Here is a 17,308-nt window from a genome sequence, read left to right as displayed (position 1 = left end):
CTTTAGCGGCAAAGGCCCTCGCTGCGCAAGTTTTCAAGTTGGGATAGGATCGAATTCATATCGTTTGCACCGTAAACTACATCTTCATTCACGTAAATTCGGTGTTTCACCCAAGTCCCTTGAAAAATCCCTTCGCTCGCCATCGTGCAAGATGGAACGGCAGAAACTGCCGCATGAGCCGGTACAAGGTAAGTAAACATCGCGATCATCATTGTGGATAGAAGTGCTAGAACGATTCTCATAAACTTCGCCTTTTTTTGCTGGGTCTTAATGACACCAGCTCCCTCCTGCCAGATGTATAAAGCAAAGCGCTTGCCAGGATTTTTTGCTACCAAGTCCTGCGAGGCTTTCCCTCGGTATTACTCAGTGCGACTTTTAACAATCGGACGTTTCAGGATTGTTTTTTCAAGTAGCATCAATTATTTCAACTGTTGAATTACATTGAGGAAAGGAGCTCATAATGCTCGATTTGCAAAGAACCCTCAACCAGGTGAAGTCCGATGCGGACTGGGTCAGTTTACGTCACGTCACTGAAAAAACCACACACCGTCGTGTCCGCGATGAAAAAATCGACGGCAACTCTGTCTACTTTGATCAAGGTGTAATGGTCGAAGTTTTGGTAAATGGTCATTTCGGTTTTGCTGGTACAAGTGATCTTACGGAGTCTGGTATCAAAAGAGCTCTAGGAAAAGCCATCGCAATGGCAAAATCAGGATCTTCACAGAAAGTTCATAACTTTACGACGGCTCAACGTCCTCAAGCTAAAGGTATTTATTCTTCTCCGGTGATTCGCCCGATTGACTCTTTGTCGGCAAAAGAAATTACCGATATTTTTGTGGATGCGACTAAGGCGATGAAAGTGTCTGACAAAATCATCAGCCGTTCTGCGGGGACGATGATTGTTGAAACTTCTTTCCACGTCGTGAACTCTTCGGGCTCTGAGGTCCAGCAAAACTTTTCCATCGTCAGCACGGACTTTTCTGCGACATCAGGCGGGCCTGGAGAAACACAAACTCGTTCTGATAACGGCGGTCTGGCCCGTTGTTTCCAAGTGGGTGCGGAAGTTTTTGATCGCGCCGACATCTTGGCTCGCAGCAAACGTATTGCAGAAGAGTCTTTAGAGCTTCTTTCTGCTGACAACTGTCCTGATGAAGCGATGGATTTGCTTTTGGCTCCGGATCAAATGACTTTGCAAGTGCATGAGTCTATTGGTCATCCACTTGAATACGATCGCATCTTGGGTGATGAGCGCAACTATGCTGGTTGGAGCTTCGTAAAGCCTGAAGACTTCGGAAACCTTCAGTACGGTTCAAAACTAATGAACGTGACTTTCGATCCGACGATTGCGGATGCGATGGCTTCTTATGCCTTCGATGATTCTGGATTGAAAGCGACGAAAGAATTTTTAATCAAAGACGGTGTGCTTGTTCGTGGATTGGGCGGCTTGGAGTCCCAAGCACGTTTGAATCTTCCAGGGGTTGCAAACTTCCGTTCTTCTTCTTGGAATCGTGCTCCGATTGATCGTATGGCGAATATCAACTTAGAACCTGGAACGACCAAGTTTCAAGATATGATTGCGTCCATCGAACGCGGTGTTTTCATGATGGCGAACAAATCTTGGTCGATTGATGATTACCGCAACAAATTCCAATTCGGTTGCGAGTATGCAAAGTTGATCGAAAATGGAAAGATAACGAAGACTTTGAAAAATCCAAATTATCGCGGCACGACCGTGAAGTTCTGGAATGGTTTGAAAGCGGTCAGTGAAAACCGGGAAACTTACGGATCTCCGTTCTGCGGTAAGGGTGAACCGAATCAGGTGATTCGCGTGGGTCACACGACTCCGTATTGCTTGTTCTCTAACGTTGAAGTGTTTGGCGCTTAGGAAGGTTGTTTATGAATTTTACTGAAATCACAAAAAAATCCTTCAATACCATCGCGGATTATATTCTTGGAAACCTGCAAGCCGGAGAAGAAGCGAACGTCAATCTTCACGCCGAAGAATCTGTTTTCATTCGCTTTAACGGCAGCAAAGTTCGTCAAAACACGACGGTCGAACAAAGAACTTTAAGTCTGCTTCTGCAAAAAGATGGCAAGACGGCTTCTTTTAGTTTCTCGATCACCGGTGATGAAACAGAAGATAAGAAACGCGCGGATCAATGGTTGGCGGAAGCTCGCAAAGAATGCGCGCTTCTTCCCGAAGACCCTTATCAAGTGCCTTTGAAGAATAATGGTGTGAGCGATAGTACTTTCAAAGGCGCCTTGCTGGCGGAAGAAGCTGTTGTTGCTGCTATCACGGCACCGGCTGCGGGTGTGGATCTTGCGGGTCTTTATTGCGCGGGTCCTTTGATCTCTGCCAATAAAAACTCCAAAGGCCAAAGTCATTGGTTTGCGACCGAAAACTTCTTTATGGATTATTCGCTATACCTGGGCGAAAAAGCCGTGAAGTCGGTTTATGCCGGCACTCATTGGAATCAGAAAGAATTCGAAGCAAATCTAGCACAAAGTAAAAATCAATTAAGCCTGATGGATCGTCCGAAGAAGACTTTGGCTCCAGGGGCTTATCGTACATATCTTGCTCCAGGCGCGGTGGCTGAAATGGCTTCGATGTTTTCTTGGGGGGCTTTGAGCTTCTCGGCTTACAAACAAGGTAACAGCGCCTTGCAAAAACTAGCGGATAAAGAGAAGTGTTTATCTTCGCTCTTTTCCGTACGTGAAAACTTCGGCATGGGGTTGACTCACCGATTTAACGGCTTGGGAGAGTTGGCTCCGGAAACTTTGAACGTGATTCATCAAGGTCAGTTGCAAAGCTTTATGACCAGCACGCGTTCGGCGAAAGAATATTCGGTAGAAGCCAATGGAGCTGATGGCGGGGAATATCCACGTGCGATGGAGATTTTGCCGGGCTCTTTAAAAGAGCAAGACATCTTAAAAGAACTAGGCACGGGCCTTTACCTTTCCAACCTTCACTACTTAAACTGGTCAGATAGAATGAATGCTCGAATCACGGGCATGACTCGTTATGCGTGTTTCTGGGTGGAAAACGGCGAAATCGTGGCTCCGATCGCGGATTTGCGTTTTGATGAAAGCCTTTATGATTGTTTAGGGGAAAATCTTTTGGCCGTGACCGACTTCCAGGCTGTCGATCCGATGGTTTCGACCTATGAAAGCCGTGCTTTCGGTGGAAAAAAGGTTCCCGGTATGCTAATCAAGGACTTCAAATTCACCTTGTAGGGGTTATTCGATGGTTAAATACCTTGTTCACGTGATGGTTCGTCACGAAGTGTATTCTGAGTACGTAGACTGGCTTAAAAACGAACACATTCCAGAGATGTTGGCGCTACCAGGCTTTGTGGGGGCCGAACTATGTCTGCGCAAGGGCGGAAATTTGGAAGCTTCCAGCAAAGACATCAAGATCATCTATTCGATGAAAGACGAAGAAGCGATGAAGGTTTACATGACTGAATACGCCATGAAAGCCCGCGAAAAGGGTCTTGAGAAATTCCCAGGGCAGTTTTCTGCTCAGCGCGAAGTTTGGTTAGAAACTATTAATTTTACGTCAAAATAGTCCCAAGGGGCTTTTAATTCGCCCCTTCGAGGTGTATGTTAGGTCTTAACAAAGGAGACTCTGGTGGCTACAGCTTCATTTCAAAAAATTTTGGAAAATATCTCTGCTAACAAAGGCGTTCAAAACCTTCTAGAAAACTTCCAAAAGCTGAACGACGAAATCAAAAAGAAAGAGTCTGAGCTTAAAAAAACTTTCGATCAAAAGAAAGAAGAGCAAATCGAACTTGCTTGGAAAAAATATCAAGAGATCGTGAAAGTATTGAGCACTTCAGAAGCGAAAATCGAAAAAGAAGTGAACACAACAATCGCGAAATTGAAAAAGTCTGCCGATGATTTGGAAAAAAACATCGCAGCTTACAAAAAGAAAGCCGTTGCTCAAAAAGCAAAGCTTGAAAAATCTCTTTTCAACAAAACGATGAAAAAATCTTCTTCGAAAAAAACAACGACGAAGAAAGCTGCAAAAGCGACTACTAAAAAAGCCGCTTCCAAACCAGCTGCTCGCAAGACAACAAAGAAAACGACTAAAAAAGCCTAATCGTTTTTTAGCGAATTCTAAGACGAAAAAGGAAGGCAGAAAGCCTTCCTTTTTTTATTGGTCCCAAACCCTTTTAATGGCGCCGAAGATGGTCCCTGTGCTTAAAGCTTAGCCTATTTTTCCCCTCTAAATCCCCTAAATTTCAGCTCTTTTCCCTTCCCCGCGGCAAAGGAATTGCTTTGATTTGGGGTATTAGGGAATTCGTATGAAACAATCGCCGTTGGGGCTTAAAAAACAGGGCTTATATCTTTGCGCTATTGCGTTTGCTCTGGCTTATGCAGCCCGCGTTCACGCGGCTAGCTGGAATGAAATGGATATCCGTGCGGACCTTTATTCTATGCGCGGTCAGGAACTTTACAATGGTCAGGATATTGCCGAAAACAACCGCCGCCTTATCGATGAGATCAATAATTTTAAACCTACTACCAAGCATCGCGTGGATGGGATCACTTCTGAACAAGCGCAAAGTATCATTCAAAAAATCAATCTTAACGAAGTCACTGGTTTTAGCGCTGGCAGAAAATATGATCCGAAAGGCATTGTGGGGTTCTGTTTTGGTCGCGCGCTCTATGCCCACTTAGAACTTCTTCGTCATGGTGTTGCGAAAGACTCTATCAAAAAAGTTTTTGTTGTCGGGCCTATGCGTACGGGAACGATTGACTGGCAATTTCATGTCACCACAATAGCGAAAGCCAGCGATCATGCGGGATGGTATGCCGTCGATAACTTCATTGGCAGACCCGTGCCTCTTGAAGAATGGTTTAAAAAGTTTCAAGGTTACTCAACAGACGGTAAGCTTCGTATGTTTGTGACTGAAGCCAATAAGATCGGCCCTAGCGCTTGGGAGTACAACACAAAGCCGGGCGGCTTGATGGACCCTTTTTACAACGATTATTTCAAGGACATGTTTGAATACTTTAAAAAGAACCGCCTTTCGCCGGAGGAGAAATTCTTCCCACGCTGCTCGAAGGTCTTTGCCAGCTAAAAAGTCTGTACGCAAGTCGTGGTCTGTGCTGACAGCCCTGCCCCCTTCTGTTAGGTTCAAGATGCCATGCGCTTTGTAAAACGGCTTTTAAAATATGTTCTGTTCTTTGTATTAGGTGCGATCACTTGCGCCCTTCTGAGCGTCACGGCTTTATCTTACTTAGCCATTGATCAACTGAGTAAAGCCACACGCCCAGAGCCGTTGAAGTCGTCTAAAAAAATGCCTGTCGCCAAAGCGACCATGATGCCGGCATTGCCTTTAGAGAGCGAAGGCAAAAATACCGATGTGAATCCCAACCTACGAGAACTCACTCACATTGGTCATAACTATGTGACAGAGTTAAATCTTTTTGACGAATTAGCTTCTTCGGTCGCGCAAAAAAATATGCCCGAGATTTGTTCTGTGCTTTGCAATCCTTCTTACATGGATCGCGAGCGTTTAACGAATGAACGCACACAGTACTTAGTACATTACTATAAAAACGAAGGCTCCCGCGCCTTTGCCGATCCTATTTTCCGAGTGAAGCTAGAAGAAGTCGGCTTGCTTTCGGCTCTTTTTCCCGTTTCTTTCCGTAATGTTCTTTCGCAAATTGAAGCGGCCAATGCAGAGACGGCTACACAAAAACTCGCGTTGGCAGTGCAGCTTCAAACTGCCGTCCTTAAAGAGGCGACTTCGTTTTCAGATCGCATTGAAACAGCGAAACAGGATAACGAAAAGTTGAAAATTCTGCGTGAACTTACGCGCTCCTGCGAACGAGGTTTAAAATCTCGTAAGCAAGTCATTTCCGAATGTCATTCTGAATTGGGAATCTAGCTTGTTCTTCTTCTGAAGATGGATTAACACCAAGAGATGGGCCAAGGTCTTTCTCGATTTCAAGTATCATTCATGTTCGTTGCTTGCGCTCTTGTCGTCAGCAACCTCTACTACAATCAACCTTTACTAGGAATGTTAGCGCGTGAATTCGCGGTCAGTGAGAAATCTGTCTCAATGGTTCCAGCCTTCACCCTGATCGGGTACGCTTTGGGAATTTTGTTTCTTGTTCCTTTAGGCGACATGGTCGAACGTCGTCGTCTGATGCAAGCAAGTATGATGGTGGCGGGACTTTTTGCGATCTCTTTAGCCGTCAGCCCCAATATTTTAACTTTGGGTATTCTTAGTTTCATCATGGGATTTTTCAATGTCTCCGCGACAGTGTTAATCTCGTTTTCAGCAAATCTAGCAAAACCTGAAGAGCGCGGACGTATCGTCGGCATTGTGCTATCAGGAATTTTAATTGGCTCGCTGATGGCGCGAACTTTAGCGGGCTTTGTTGCCGAAAACTTTGGTTGGAAGATGGTTTTCATTTTCGCAGGCTCCGTGAACCTGATCTTAGCCATCATCACTCAATGGGCTTTACCTGCGGCAGAGTCTCACTTCCACGGCACTTACAAAGCACTGCTTTCTTCCACTTGGGATTTAGTAAAAACGCATGCGACAGTTCGCGAAGCGGCCTTGATGGGCGCGATTCTTTTTGGATCGTTTTCAGCTTTTTGGACCACTTTGACATTCTTGCTTGAAGGCGAGCCTTTCAGATACACGCCGCAAACCATCGGTCTTTTTGGTGCTTTGGGAATGATCGGCGCCTTTGCTGCGCCTTTAGCAGGACGCTATGCCGATAAAAAAGGACCCGCGGCAACCATCCGCCTGGGTCTTTACTGCGCGATGGCGGCATTTGCGATTTTAGCTGTTTCATCCACAGCCGTTGTCGGCGTTATCTTAGGCGTTCTTATTCTGGATTTGGGTATTCAAGTCGCCCATATTTCAAACCAAACTCGCATGTTTGAGGTCTCGGCTGAAGCTCGCTCACGTTTAAGCTCCATTTACATCTTCAGCTATTTCGTCGGCGGAGCTCTAGGCTCGTATATTGGTTCTCTGCTGTGGAGCTTAGGCCGATGGCCTGCCGTTTCCTTGGGCGGTCTGGGTTTTTGCTTAGGTGCGACCCTGCTTTTCCAGAGAGGTCAGAAAAGACGAGCGGCTTCGGCAAAACTAGCGTAAAATACACCCATTTCGCCTTGCATTAGCCCCAGTGCTCCCCTTACAAATCGTTCATTCCTAAGGGGGGCTGTGCTAGTCTCGACGGCGTTATAGAGGTGCACATGAAAATTGCCGATCTTTCTTCTAAGAACGAATTTATTCCCCGTCACATTGGTCCCACTGATTCAGACATCCACGAGATGCTTAAAACTTTAGGTTTTAATTCTTTGGATCAAATGGCTGACAAGGTTATTCCTCAACAGATTCGCACTCAGCACAATTACGCTGATGTGGGTCCGGGAATTTCTGAATACGGTCTTTTGAATCATTTGAAACAAATGGTTTCAAAAAACAAAGTTTTCAAAAATTACATCGGCATGGGCTATCACGACACAATCACACCGACAGTGATTCAAAGAAACATCTTTGAAAACCCCGTGTGGTATACGGCGTACACTCCTTATCAACCAGAAATCTCGCAAGGTCGCTTGGAAGCTCTTTTGAATTTCCAAACTATGATCAGCGATCTTTCCGGTATGGAAATTTCAAACGCCTCTTTGCTTGATGAAGGAACAGCCGCTGCCGAAGCGATGTTCATGGCGCACTCTCTTTGCAAAAACAAAGCAAATGCTTTCATCGTATCACCTGAGATGCACCCTCATGTGATCGAAGTTATGGGCACACGCGCAGAGCCTTTGGGCTTTGAGATGATCGTGATGGATCCAGCGAAATATGATTTCGCAAAACCTGTTTTCGGCGTGTTCTTCCAGTATCCAAATACAAGCGGTGTGGTTGAAGACTACACAGATCTTGCTAAAAAGTACAAAGACCATGGCGCTCTCGTCACAGCATCGGTTGATTTATTGGCAATGACTTTGTTAACTCCTCCGGGTGAGTGGGGCGCTGACATGGTTGTAGGTAACTCACAACGCTTTGGTGTACCACTTGGATTCGGTGGACCTCACGCCGGCTTCTTGGCGACGAAAGATGCTTACAAGCGTTTGATGCCAGGTCGTCTTGTGGGTGTCAGCGTAGACTCTCAAGGTAAAATGGCTTTGCGTTTGGCTTTGCAAACTCGTGAACAACACATCCGTCGTGAAAAAGCGACTTCGAATATTTGTACAGCGCAAGTGTTGCTGGCGAACATGGCTTCGATGTATGCGGTTTACCACGGACCAGAAGGTCTTAAAAAAATCGCTCTTCGTGTTCAACGCCTGACTGGCATCTTGGCTGAAGGTTTGAACAAATTGGGTTTGAACGTTTCTAAAAATGCGTTCTTCGACACCGTGACGGTGACGACAGACAAAGCAGCTGCGATTATTGCTCAAGCTGAAAAAATGCAGATGAACTTCCGTAACTTCGGTAACGGCAAGCTTGGTATTTCTTTGAACGAAACAACTTCTTTAGAAGATGTTGAGATGATCTGGGCCGCTTTCAATGGTGGCAATGCCGCTCCTTTCTCGGCTCTATCTATCGATGAAGCGATGAAAGATGTGGAAGTGCCAGCGAAACTTACGCGCACTTCAACTTACATGACTCATCCTGTGTTCCACTCTCATCACAGTGAAACAGAGATGCTTCGTTACATCCATCACTTGCAAAACAAAGACATCACATTGACTCACTCGATGATTCCATTGGGATCTTGCACGATGAAGTTGAATGCGACGACCGAGCTTGTGCCGGTTTCATGGCCTGAAATCAGCAAACTTCACCCGTTTGCGCCCACAGCGCAAGCAGCGGGCTTGATCGAGATGATTCATGACCTCGAGAAAAAACTTTGCGACATCACCGGTTTTGCCGCTGTGAGCTTGCAACCGAATGCGGGTTCTCAAGGTGAATACGCAGGTCTTTTGGTGATTCGTAAGTACCACCAGTCACGTGGTCAAGGTCACCGTAACATCTGCTTGATTCCTTCTTCTGCGCACGGAACAAATCCAGCGTCTGCGGCTCTTGTGAATATGCAAGTCGTGGTGGTGGCGTGTGACGATCAAGGGAACGTTGATGTCAGCGATCTAAAAGCGAAAGCGGAACAACACCGCGACAACTTGGCAGCTCTTATGATCACATACCCTTCGACTCACGGAGTGTTTGAAGAAGGTATTGTTGAGATTTGCAAAATCGTTCACGACAACGGCGGACAGGTTTACATGGATGGTGCTAACATGAATGCTCTTGTGGGCATGTGCCGTCCCGGTGTGTTTGGTCCTGACGTTTCTCACATGAACTTGCATAAAACATTCTCGATCCCTCACGGTGGTGGCGGTCCGGGTGTGGGTCCTATCGGTGTTGCGGCTCACTTGAAAGATTTCTTGCCGACACACTCTTTGGTTCCTGAAGCCGGCCCTAAAACAGGTATCAGCGCGACGACGTCCGCTCCTTGGGGCAGCGCCAGCATTCTTCCGATTTCTTGGGCTTACATCACAATGATGGGAGCCGAAGGTCTTCGTAAAGCCACTTTAGTAAGTATCTTGAGTGCGAACTACATCGCGAAGAAATTGGAAGCTCACTTCCCTGTTCTTTACAAAGGTAAAAACGGTCTTGTGGCTCACGAATGTATCGTGGACGTGCGCGAGATTAAGAAAACCTCGGGCGTTGACGTGACAGACGTTGCAAAACGTTTGATGGACTTTGGTTTCCATGCTCCGACAATGAGCTTCCCGGTTGCGGGAACTTTGATGATCGAGCCGACAGAATCTGAATCTAAAAAAGAATTGGATCGTTTCATTGAATCCATGGTGACTATCCGCAAGGAGATCACGGCGATTGAAACGGGCAAGATCGATAAAGAAAACAATGCCTTGAAAAATGCTCCGCACACTGCACAGATGTTGATGAAACCTGAATGGAATCATCCGTACTCTCGCGAAGAAGCGGTTTACCCTGTAGAGTGGTTGCGCACGAACAAGTTCTGGCCTGTTGTTGGACGCGTGGATAATGCGTACGGTGACAGAAACTTAATTTGCTCTTGCCCTTCTGTGGAAGAATACACTTAAGAAGTGAAAAAGGTTCTTCTTATCCGACTTGATAAAATTGGCGACCTGATCTGCACCATGTGTGTTGATCAGGTTTCTTTTTTAAAGGACCGCGATATTCAATGGGTGATTTCAAAAGGCCTAGGTTTTGTACCTGACAATGCAGATCCCAAAAGAAAGTACCTTGAGCTTTCCAAAGATGATTGGAAGACGTCCCTCCAGTCCTTACGTTCATTTTTAAAAGACTTTAAGCCCGACGTCGCCGTCAGCTTTCAGGCCCCGTGGTGGGTCAGCTATGCGCTTTGGGCTGAAAATGTTCCGGTGCGTGCCGGTGTTAAATCGCAGTGGCATAGTTTCTTATTTTTAAATCGTGGTCTTCGCCAACGCCGCAGCCAAGCTGTCCAACACGAATCAGATTACAACTTGGACCTGCTTCTGCACGCCTTTCGCGTGAATGAAGAAATCACGCAAGAAAAAACTCCCGAATTAAAGCTTGTTGCACCCATGAATCCAGAGCTGTTAGCCAAACATGGATTGATCTCTGGGAAATACGTTGTCGTTCATCCCGGCATGGCCGGTTCGGCTTTAAATTGGCCGATTGCGAAGTACATCGAGTTCATTGTCGAAGCAAAGAAGAACTATCAAATCGTTCTGACGGGCACCGCTGCCGATGAACCTTGGTTGAAAGAAATCAAAGAACGCTTCGCTGGTGACGCGCAAGTTTTATCCTTACAGAATCAACTGAAGGCGACAGAGCTTTTTACAGTTTTAAAAAATTCAAAAGCCGTTGTCGTTCCTAGTACGGGTGTCGCGCATATGGCAGCCTCTTTAGGCGCTAACGTTTTAGGTATATACAGTCCAGTTCGCGTTCAACATCCTCGCCGTTGGGCTGCTAGAGGCCCTCACGTTCGCATCTTTATGCCTCACAGTCAGGATCAGGATAACGTCGATCCTCGCTGCATGGACGAGATTTCTGTCGAAGATTTGCTAAAAGCTTTGTCTTCGCTTTAAAATATCTGCATGCAAAGACAGTTTACTTTTCCCGCTTCATTTGAAGAATCTATTTCCAAAGCTTTAGCGAGCTATAAATTGTCTTTGCAGGACTCTAAAGCCCTCGCAAAATGTGTTCTGGCTTTATCTGACTATTTCATTCATAAACCTGATGACGTCACTCCTTGGCATGAATCCTGGGCGCAAGTGGCTTATCTTTGTTATTACTTGCCTCTGAACTCGACTCGTCTTGCCGGTATTATCGAAGAAGCCGACAAAAGAAATTTCTTCGCAGGCCTTGAACGCGTCGTTGATTTCGGTGCAGGCCTAGCGACGGCTTCGTTAAGCATTTCGCAAAAGCACGCGCTGCAATTTCAACTTGTTGAGCGAGCGAGTGAGCCTCAAAAACTTATAGAAACTTACTTTCCTCAGTTCAAAGCCGAAGAATGGCAGCGCACCTTCAGTGCTCCCCGCTTAAAAGATCCTAAAAAAACTTTGGCGGTCTTTTCTTATTCTTTGACCGAGCTTTCAGATATTCCGGATTGGGCTTATCAGTGCGAAGCCTTGATGTTGGTAGAACCTTCAACGCAACAAGATGGTCGAAAGCTTTTACAACTTCGTCAGAAGCTTTTAGAAAACGGCTATCATGTCTGGGCGCCTTGCACGCATGAAGGACCTTGTCCGCTCTTAACTCAATCAAAGCATGACTGGTGTCATGACCGCGTTCACTTTCAAGCTCCAGAATGGTTTTTAAAAATGGAAGAACAGCTTCCGATGAAAAATCGCACACTGACAATGAGCTATTTGTTGATGAGAAAAACACGCCCTGAAGTGATAGCCGCGGCTCGCGTCGTGGGTGATCGCCTGGAAGAAAAAGGCAAAGATCGTCAGATGATTTGCCGAGGTCCTGAGCGTGAGTTTCTAGCGTGGATGCACAAGCTTAAAATTCAGCAAGAAATCCCTCGCGGGGTCCTTATTAAAAATCCCACAGAGGCGCAGAAGGTCTCAAACGAACTGCGCGTTTCAAAAGAAGTTGAAGTTCTCGACTGAAAGATGCCTATTTTCACTCTGAAATGGGCCTTCGCGGAACATATATCAGAGTGAAACACCTAGCCCTTTCTTCACCGGATTTTAATTAAAAACTGCTCTCAAAAGACCGATAAGTATTCATATCAGGAAACTTATGAATATTCGGAACGTTGAGGTAACATTCATAACTCTATGCCTATCGCTTTGTGCGATCCTTTCAGGGTGCATCAAGGCCGATATCAATCATCCTGATTTAGTACCTACTTTAAAATCTACAAGCCCTTCTTACTACACTAATAACTCGTCGATAAAGGTGAAGGTGCAATTCAACCGTCCGCCGACCAGAATCGTCGATACTGAATTTAAAACTGAAAATGCCACCATTGTTAGCATCACTCAGCTAGACATGTTTTCGTATTTAGTTGAAATGACCCCGATCGCTGAAGGACGTGTAGTTTTGAATCTTCCTGAAGGTGCCGCTCTGGATGAAAGAGGTAAAAAGTCTTTCAGCTCCGACGACTTTGAAGTTTATTATGACAACTCCATCCCCGTAACTGGTACCGTCAATATTCTTCCCGCCAATGTCAGTCCCAATCCTCGCCCTATTATTGACGGTCAAACAGAGCCTAAAGCGATCGTGACTCTTTATAATTCTATCACGTGCTCTGGCGATAAACTTGCCGACACCCAAGCCGACAGCGTCACCGGTGCCTTTCATTTTCCATTAGGAAACGCACTCACCGTCGAGGGGCCGTATTCTTGGAGTGTTCTTGCAGAAGATGCTGCCGGTAACACTTACTGCTATCCCTATCCTTTACCTTACGTCTTTGATGAAACGGAACCCTCAACGCCAACGATCAGTTTACCCTACGCGATCCAAGACAGCCCCGCGATCGTAGACGTCGCTTCTTGCGATGATACGAACCAAGTTCCCGACGGCTATTTTCAAGTGGCCTTCACTCAAGATGGTGCGAGCGTTCCCGATTTTTCTGATGCACTTTGGATAAATTGCACGACTGGGAATAATTATGTTCCAGTCACTGGTGCCGAGGGAGCTCACACTTTGACGATGTGGGTTCGCGATGAAGCGGGAAATATAAATCAAAGCAACACCGTCAGCTTCACATTGGATACGACGACGCCAAGCCTGACTGTCCCCGCCACGGTTGCGTTGGATAGAAACAGTTCTGCGACGGAATTGTTTGATGATTCAAGCGTGAGTTCTGACGAAGAAGGCGCAGGTGTTTACTCCTTAGGGACAGCCGCAGCACCAAAATGCGCTGACTATGGCAGTGTTTCCATTGATTCAGCCACCGGAGCGTTAACGTATGCACCCACGGCTCACTATTTTAATAAAAATGGATCCACCGATCACAATGGTGGTCCTTGCAACATCAAAGTGCAATTCACCGATCAGGTTCTTCCAACGGGACACGTTATTGAAGGCGATGTCGCTGTCACCGTGAACTTTGTCGACGAACTTCCCCAAATCACAGCTTGGCCGGGCACAAATGGCACTGTCGCTGAAAAATGCGGGAACAAATGTTTTGCCAACGCGATTTTTGATCTAAATTTCACGGCCAACCCAGGCGGGGCGGGTTTTCCTGATCCGCAATCTCTGACATGTTCTGCCACCACAGCCGATGGATATTACGTTTCCGTAGCAAGCTGTTCGGTGAGCGGTACGAGCGGAACTCTGTCATTACAAATGGGATCGGCTCACGCTTCTTCGACCGATACGACGTTAATCACTTTAACTGTTGGTGATGGTATCACGACAGTATCAAAGTCTTTCGGAGTGCATGTTGATAACTACGTGATGAGCATGTATCCGGCACTCGCGGTCTCAAGACCTCTTTCTTGTATTTTGTGTCATGCGAATATTCAGGCGGATATCGTGATGGATTTTGGAATTTCCCAAGCCAATTACAGTAATGCGAATAACATTTTGGGATTTGCAAGAATCAACTCTTCCCACATGTATCACGCAGACAACAATGTTATCGGCTTCACGGTGACAGGCTCACTGTACATGCCTGACATCACTGTCACAGATAAAAACTTCATCAAACAAACTTCAGGAAATCCGAACGGGCCTGCCGTGAATCTTCGCAGCTTCCTCTTAAATCCTTGGAACTACTATGAGCCCGAGGCCGATGCGCAAGGCACGTTGCTAACGGACACAGATGGTTTTGTAAAGGTAGCCGCTGCTCCGACGGTGATGGCGGCCATGCCTCCGGTAAATGGCGGCATCACCTTGAAAAGTGCCGTGAAAATCCGCGCTCCATCCGACGCAGAGATATTAGCGTTGGATGCTTCCCTGTCTGCAAGTGACACGGAATTTGTCTATAAAGGTCCTAACTCGAAACCGGGATTAAGTGGTTTAGAAATACACGACTATGGCTATGGCGAATTCGTTAGAAACAATGGAACAATTGTTTGCTACGGCAGTATTATCATCAGTGGAACCTTGTACCTAAAAAATCCGGACATTCAAACTGACGATGTGGGCTGTTCAATCTATGTCGCAGGCAATGTCTTTATCGAAACAAATCGTGGCACCGCAATCAATTATGTCGGCGGAGCGGCTTCTCCGACTTTACAAATTACTTCTTCTCGCAACTTACACATGGGGATTGGACTTTACGACCTGGCCCATATTAGGAATTCCAATAACGCTGCAAACGACGCCCGAAAAATTGTGAACGACGTGAACCCTTCAGGCCTGCGCGATGCCGGTGGCACCGTGGCTTCAGTGAAAAGCAATGAAGATGCGGGCGCTTGGGAATATATGACGTGCCCTCTTCGTCCCGAACATGCCATCTATCTAGACACTCACTATGTATCGAACGGAAATTACACAGCTTGCGACGCTTCCGTAGATCCATGGAAGTGTGCGATGGCCAAGGAAATTTTCAACAATTGGACCGGCACGGTTTCAAACTACGATTATGTTCCTAATGTTAGAAACGTTTATCGTCCTGCAACCAATACGTTAGTGGACATGGTTCGCGCTTATGAAAGTATGTGCCGCGTGAATGGCGCCTACCAAATGACTAATTATTCAAATTACAGTTGGACGTGGGCCGGTTATTGGGGGGAACAACCTTCAAAATTGGGAGCCTCGACAATCAATTCCTTCCGTGTATCTACTGTCTTTGATCATCTGCGTGTGAACGCCCACAATGTGCACAGCCGTTACTATGGAGAATTCCGCGGTTCGGTGATCTCTCCTTATGCTTTATTTGCGGTGGGAAATCTGGTGTTTAGATATGACACTCGTCTTAACAACGTCGTGCCTTATCCAAAATTAATGGTTCCAAATCCGATCTTTGATGTGCAATAGTGTTTGCATGTCCTACGAAGAAAACGAATCACGTCCGCCTCTCGAAGTTCCTAAAGAAGCTATCAGCGATGAGGCTTTGCGCGGAATTATTGAAAACTTCATTCAGCGTGAAGGCACTGATTACGGTCGTGAAGAAGTCGCGTTCGAAACCAAGTTCAATCAAATTAGAAAACAGATCGACAAAGGCGACGTGAAAATTGTTTTTGATCCCAACACCGAAACTGTGGGACTGATGAACACTCGCGATTGGCAAAAACTGCAAAAGTCCTAACGATTTCCGTAAGCCTGATAAAGTCTTTGAATATCTGACTGCGAAAGATTTCTTAAAGGCGCAATCTGGCGTCCCGGATCTTTCGATACTAGCGTCTGCGACGTCCCTGGCTTTGCAAAAGTGTCGCTCGGATAAAGCATCAACGAGTTGTAATCAAACGCCGCTAGGCCTGACACCTTCATAAGGCTTGACGGAAAAATTTCAAAGTTTATCAGATACCCATCTTCGACATTTTCTTTAAGAACTTGCACGAAAGACTCGCGGTCTGTGCGGTTCTGTTCATGAATGAATCCCAGAGCATGCATAATCTCGTGGGCTACTTCTGCAGGAGCGCAATTCGGAGCTAACCATACGGGTTGTTTTCCACCGATTTTTCCCAAATAGCTTTTGCAATCTTTCGCCCCTGTTTGGAAAACCAGAACATCTTCTTGATCTGTGTAGTCCACAAAACGAATGGGTGTGTTCGCGAAAAACAGTAATGCTTCTCTTACACGTTGGGGATTTTCCAAGTCTGGCTGAATGTAAACAGGGATTTCAGCCGAATCCCATAGCTGCAATTCTAAAGGCTTCGTCAATCCTGTCATGGGCGCTCCCGACTCTACCTGTCCAAGAACAATATCTCCATCAGCAATGGCCATTCCCTCTTCAAGACGATAGTGAACGGCCCCAAGCTCTGCTGGCGTTTTTTGTGACGGTGTTGTTGGAAGCGCTTCGACTTGCCTTTCACTTCCAGGAATATTTTCACTCGAACTCTGCATTGGATTGGCAGGACTTGAAGTGTCTTGCACGAGGGATTGAAGATTTTCTTCCTTGTCTAAAACTTGCTCTTCGGAGGGCGGTAGATTTTGTTCGCTAATAGTATCGTCGCGTTGAGAAAAGAAATAGATACCTAAAACAACGAGGAAAATGAAAACAGAAGTTAAGAAACGATTGCTCAATGAAGACCACCTTTGAGGTATGCCTCAGCGTTGAGAATTTTTTGAAAGAGGTCAAAATAAAAAAACACCGGTGTCGTGAGCCGGTGTTTTCTTAAGTCGTGTTTTAAATTGTTAAAGGGTTGAAGATGAAAGCAATTAGTCGTTGCTGAATCCTGATACAGGGAATAGCGATACGGAAATTTGATATGTCTTTCCTTGCGCTACGCCCGCATCAAGAAACTGAGCAAGTTCTTTGCGGAAGTTTTTGATTTTCTCTTTTGCTTCTGGCAAGCGATTTTCATCAACAGTGATAGAGATTGTTGATTGCTCACGCTCTTCAGTAGGCATTTTCTCCAAAAGACGCTCAAGCTTGCGCTTCATCTTCTTTTCACGAGAAACTTCACCGAAACGCTGAAGCTCGTCTGGAGTGAGGTTCAAACGCTCCCCGAACATACGAATTGTTCTGATAGTTACTGTTCTTTTTCCATTTAGAATTTTGGACAAGAATGACGAGTCCACTTCCAAATGACGCGCAAACGCGCGTAGAGAGTAACGAGGATAGTTTTGGCTACGGCGAGCCAGTTCATCTTCTAAGAATTGTCGGAAATCCGAGTTTTTATTTACGTCCTGCATGAGGACACAATTATGTGCAGGACTCCTAATAATCAATAAGTTGTTCA

15 protein-coding genes are annotated in these 17,308 nt (G+C 46.0%); 12 read left to right on the top strand and 3 right to left on the bottom strand.

Annotation, left to right across the window (positions count from 1 at the left end; genetic code table 11):
- Positions 1 to 2: 2 nt before the first annotated feature.
- Positions 3 to 242 carry a hypothetical protein gene (locus tag ACLWBD_RS03135; RefSeq protein ID WP_155722528.1) on the bottom strand — a complete coding sequence of 80 codons (240 nt, stop codon included), beginning with the start codon at positions 240 to 242 and terminating at the stop codon, positions 3 to 5.
- 218 nt (positions 243 to 460) lie between these two features.
- Here ACLWBD_RS03135 and ACLWBD_RS03130 point away from each other — a divergent pair, with 218 nt between their 5' ends.
- The 12 genes from ACLWBD_RS03130 to ACLWBD_RS03075 all read left to right on the top strand — a co-directional run bounded on the left by ACLWBD_RS03130 (position 461) and on the right by ACLWBD_RS03075 (position 15,711).
- Positions 461 to 1,885: a TldD/PmbA family protein gene (locus tag ACLWBD_RS03130; protein WP_413569492.1), complete on the top strand. Its 1,425-nt coding sequence runs from the start codon at positions 461 to 463 to the stop codon at positions 1,883 to 1,885.
- An 11-nt stretch (positions 1,886 to 1,896) separates the two neighbouring features.
- Complete coding sequence (locus ACLWBD_RS03125; RefSeq protein WP_413569491.1) at positions 1,897 to 3,234, top strand: TldD/PmbA family protein; 1,338 nt, start codon at positions 1,897 to 1,899, stop codon at positions 3,232 to 3,234.
- A gap of 10 nt (positions 3,235 to 3,244) precedes the next feature.
- The gene (locus ACLWBD_RS03120; protein WP_063206407.1) at positions 3,245 to 3,568 is read left to right on the top strand and encodes a DUF4286 family protein; all 324 of its coding nucleotides are present in this window, start codon (positions 3,245 to 3,247) and stop codon (positions 3,566 to 3,568) included.
- 63 nt (positions 3,569 to 3,631) lie between these two features.
- Positions 3,632 to 4,102: an actin-binding protein gene (locus ACLWBD_RS03115; RefSeq protein WP_253720919.1), complete on the top strand. Its 471-nt coding sequence runs from the start codon at positions 3,632 to 3,634 to the stop codon at positions 4,100 to 4,102.
- Between the two features lie 205 nt (positions 4,103 to 4,307).
- The gene (locus tag ACLWBD_RS03110; protein WP_413569490.1) at positions 4,308 to 5,087 is read left to right on the top strand and encodes a hypothetical protein; all 780 of its coding nucleotides are present in this window, start codon (positions 4,308 to 4,310) and stop codon (positions 5,085 to 5,087) included.
- A gap of 66 nt (positions 5,088 to 5,153) precedes the next feature.
- A complete protein-coding gene (locus tag ACLWBD_RS03105; RefSeq protein WP_413569489.1) occupies positions 5,154 to 5,900 on the top strand; it encodes a hypothetical protein in 747 nt (248 codons plus the stop codon).
- Between the two features lie 36 nt (positions 5,901 to 5,936).
- A complete protein-coding gene (locus ACLWBD_RS03100) occupies positions 5,937 to 7,121 on the top strand; it encodes an MFS transporter (RefSeq protein WP_063206403.1) in 1,185 nt (394 codons plus the stop codon).
- Positions 7,122 to 7,222: 101 nt separating this feature from the next.
- A complete protein-coding gene (gene gcvP, locus ACLWBD_RS03095; protein ID WP_413569488.1) occupies positions 7,223 to 10,096 on the top strand; it encodes an aminomethyl-transferring glycine dehydrogenase in 2,874 nt (957 codons plus the stop codon).
- A gap of 3 nt (positions 10,097 to 10,099) precedes the next feature.
- Positions 10,100 to 11,086, top strand: a complete 987-nt coding sequence (locus ACLWBD_RS03090; RefSeq protein ID WP_413569487.1) for a glycosyltransferase family 9 protein — start codon at positions 10,100 to 10,102, stop codon at positions 11,084 to 11,086.
- A gap of 9 nt (positions 11,087 to 11,095) precedes the next feature.
- On the top strand, positions 11,096 to 12,115 hold the full coding sequence (locus ACLWBD_RS03085; RefSeq protein WP_413569486.1) for a small ribosomal subunit Rsm22 family protein: 1,020 nt from the start codon (positions 11,096 to 11,098) through the stop codon (positions 12,113 to 12,115).
- 133 nt (positions 12,116 to 12,248) lie between these two features.
- Positions 12,249 to 15,440, top strand: a complete 3,192-nt coding sequence (locus ACLWBD_RS03080; RefSeq protein ID WP_413569485.1) for a hemagglutinin — start codon at positions 12,249 to 12,251, stop codon at positions 15,438 to 15,440.
- Between the two features lie 7 nt (positions 15,441 to 15,447).
- Positions 15,448 to 15,711 (top strand): YheU family protein, encoded by a 264-nt coding sequence (locus ACLWBD_RS03075; protein WP_413569484.1) that lies wholly within the window; start codon positions 15,448 to 15,450, stop codon positions 15,709 to 15,711.
- Here ACLWBD_RS03075 and ACLWBD_RS03070 read toward each other — a convergent pair.
- Together ACLWBD_RS03070 and ACLWBD_RS03065 are read right to left on the bottom strand one after the other, a co-directional pair.
- Positions 15,708 to 16,649: a M12 family metallopeptidase gene (locus ACLWBD_RS03070; protein ID WP_413569483.1), complete on the bottom strand. Its 942-nt coding sequence runs from the start codon at positions 16,647 to 16,649 to the stop codon at positions 15,708 to 15,710. The two genes, ACLWBD_RS03075 and ACLWBD_RS03070, sit on opposite strands and share 4 nt — an antisense overlap.
- A gap of 135 nt (positions 16,650 to 16,784) precedes the next feature.
- Positions 16,785 to 17,261, bottom strand: a complete 477-nt coding sequence (locus ACLWBD_RS03065) for a DUF4423 domain-containing protein (protein ID WP_063206396.1) — start codon at positions 17,259 to 17,261, stop codon at positions 16,785 to 16,787.
- Between the last annotated feature and the right edge of the window lie 47 nt (positions 17,262 to 17,308).

The sequence above is a fragment of the Bdellovibrio sp. HCB117 genome (assembly GCF_047305915.1).
Classification (GTDB): Bacteria; Bdellovibrionota; Bdellovibrionia; order Bdellovibrionales; family Bdellovibrionaceae; genus Bdellovibrio; species Bdellovibrio bacteriovorus_B.
Note: the sequence above shows the minus strand (reverse complement) of the source record. Positions and strands in the feature narration are given on the sequence as shown.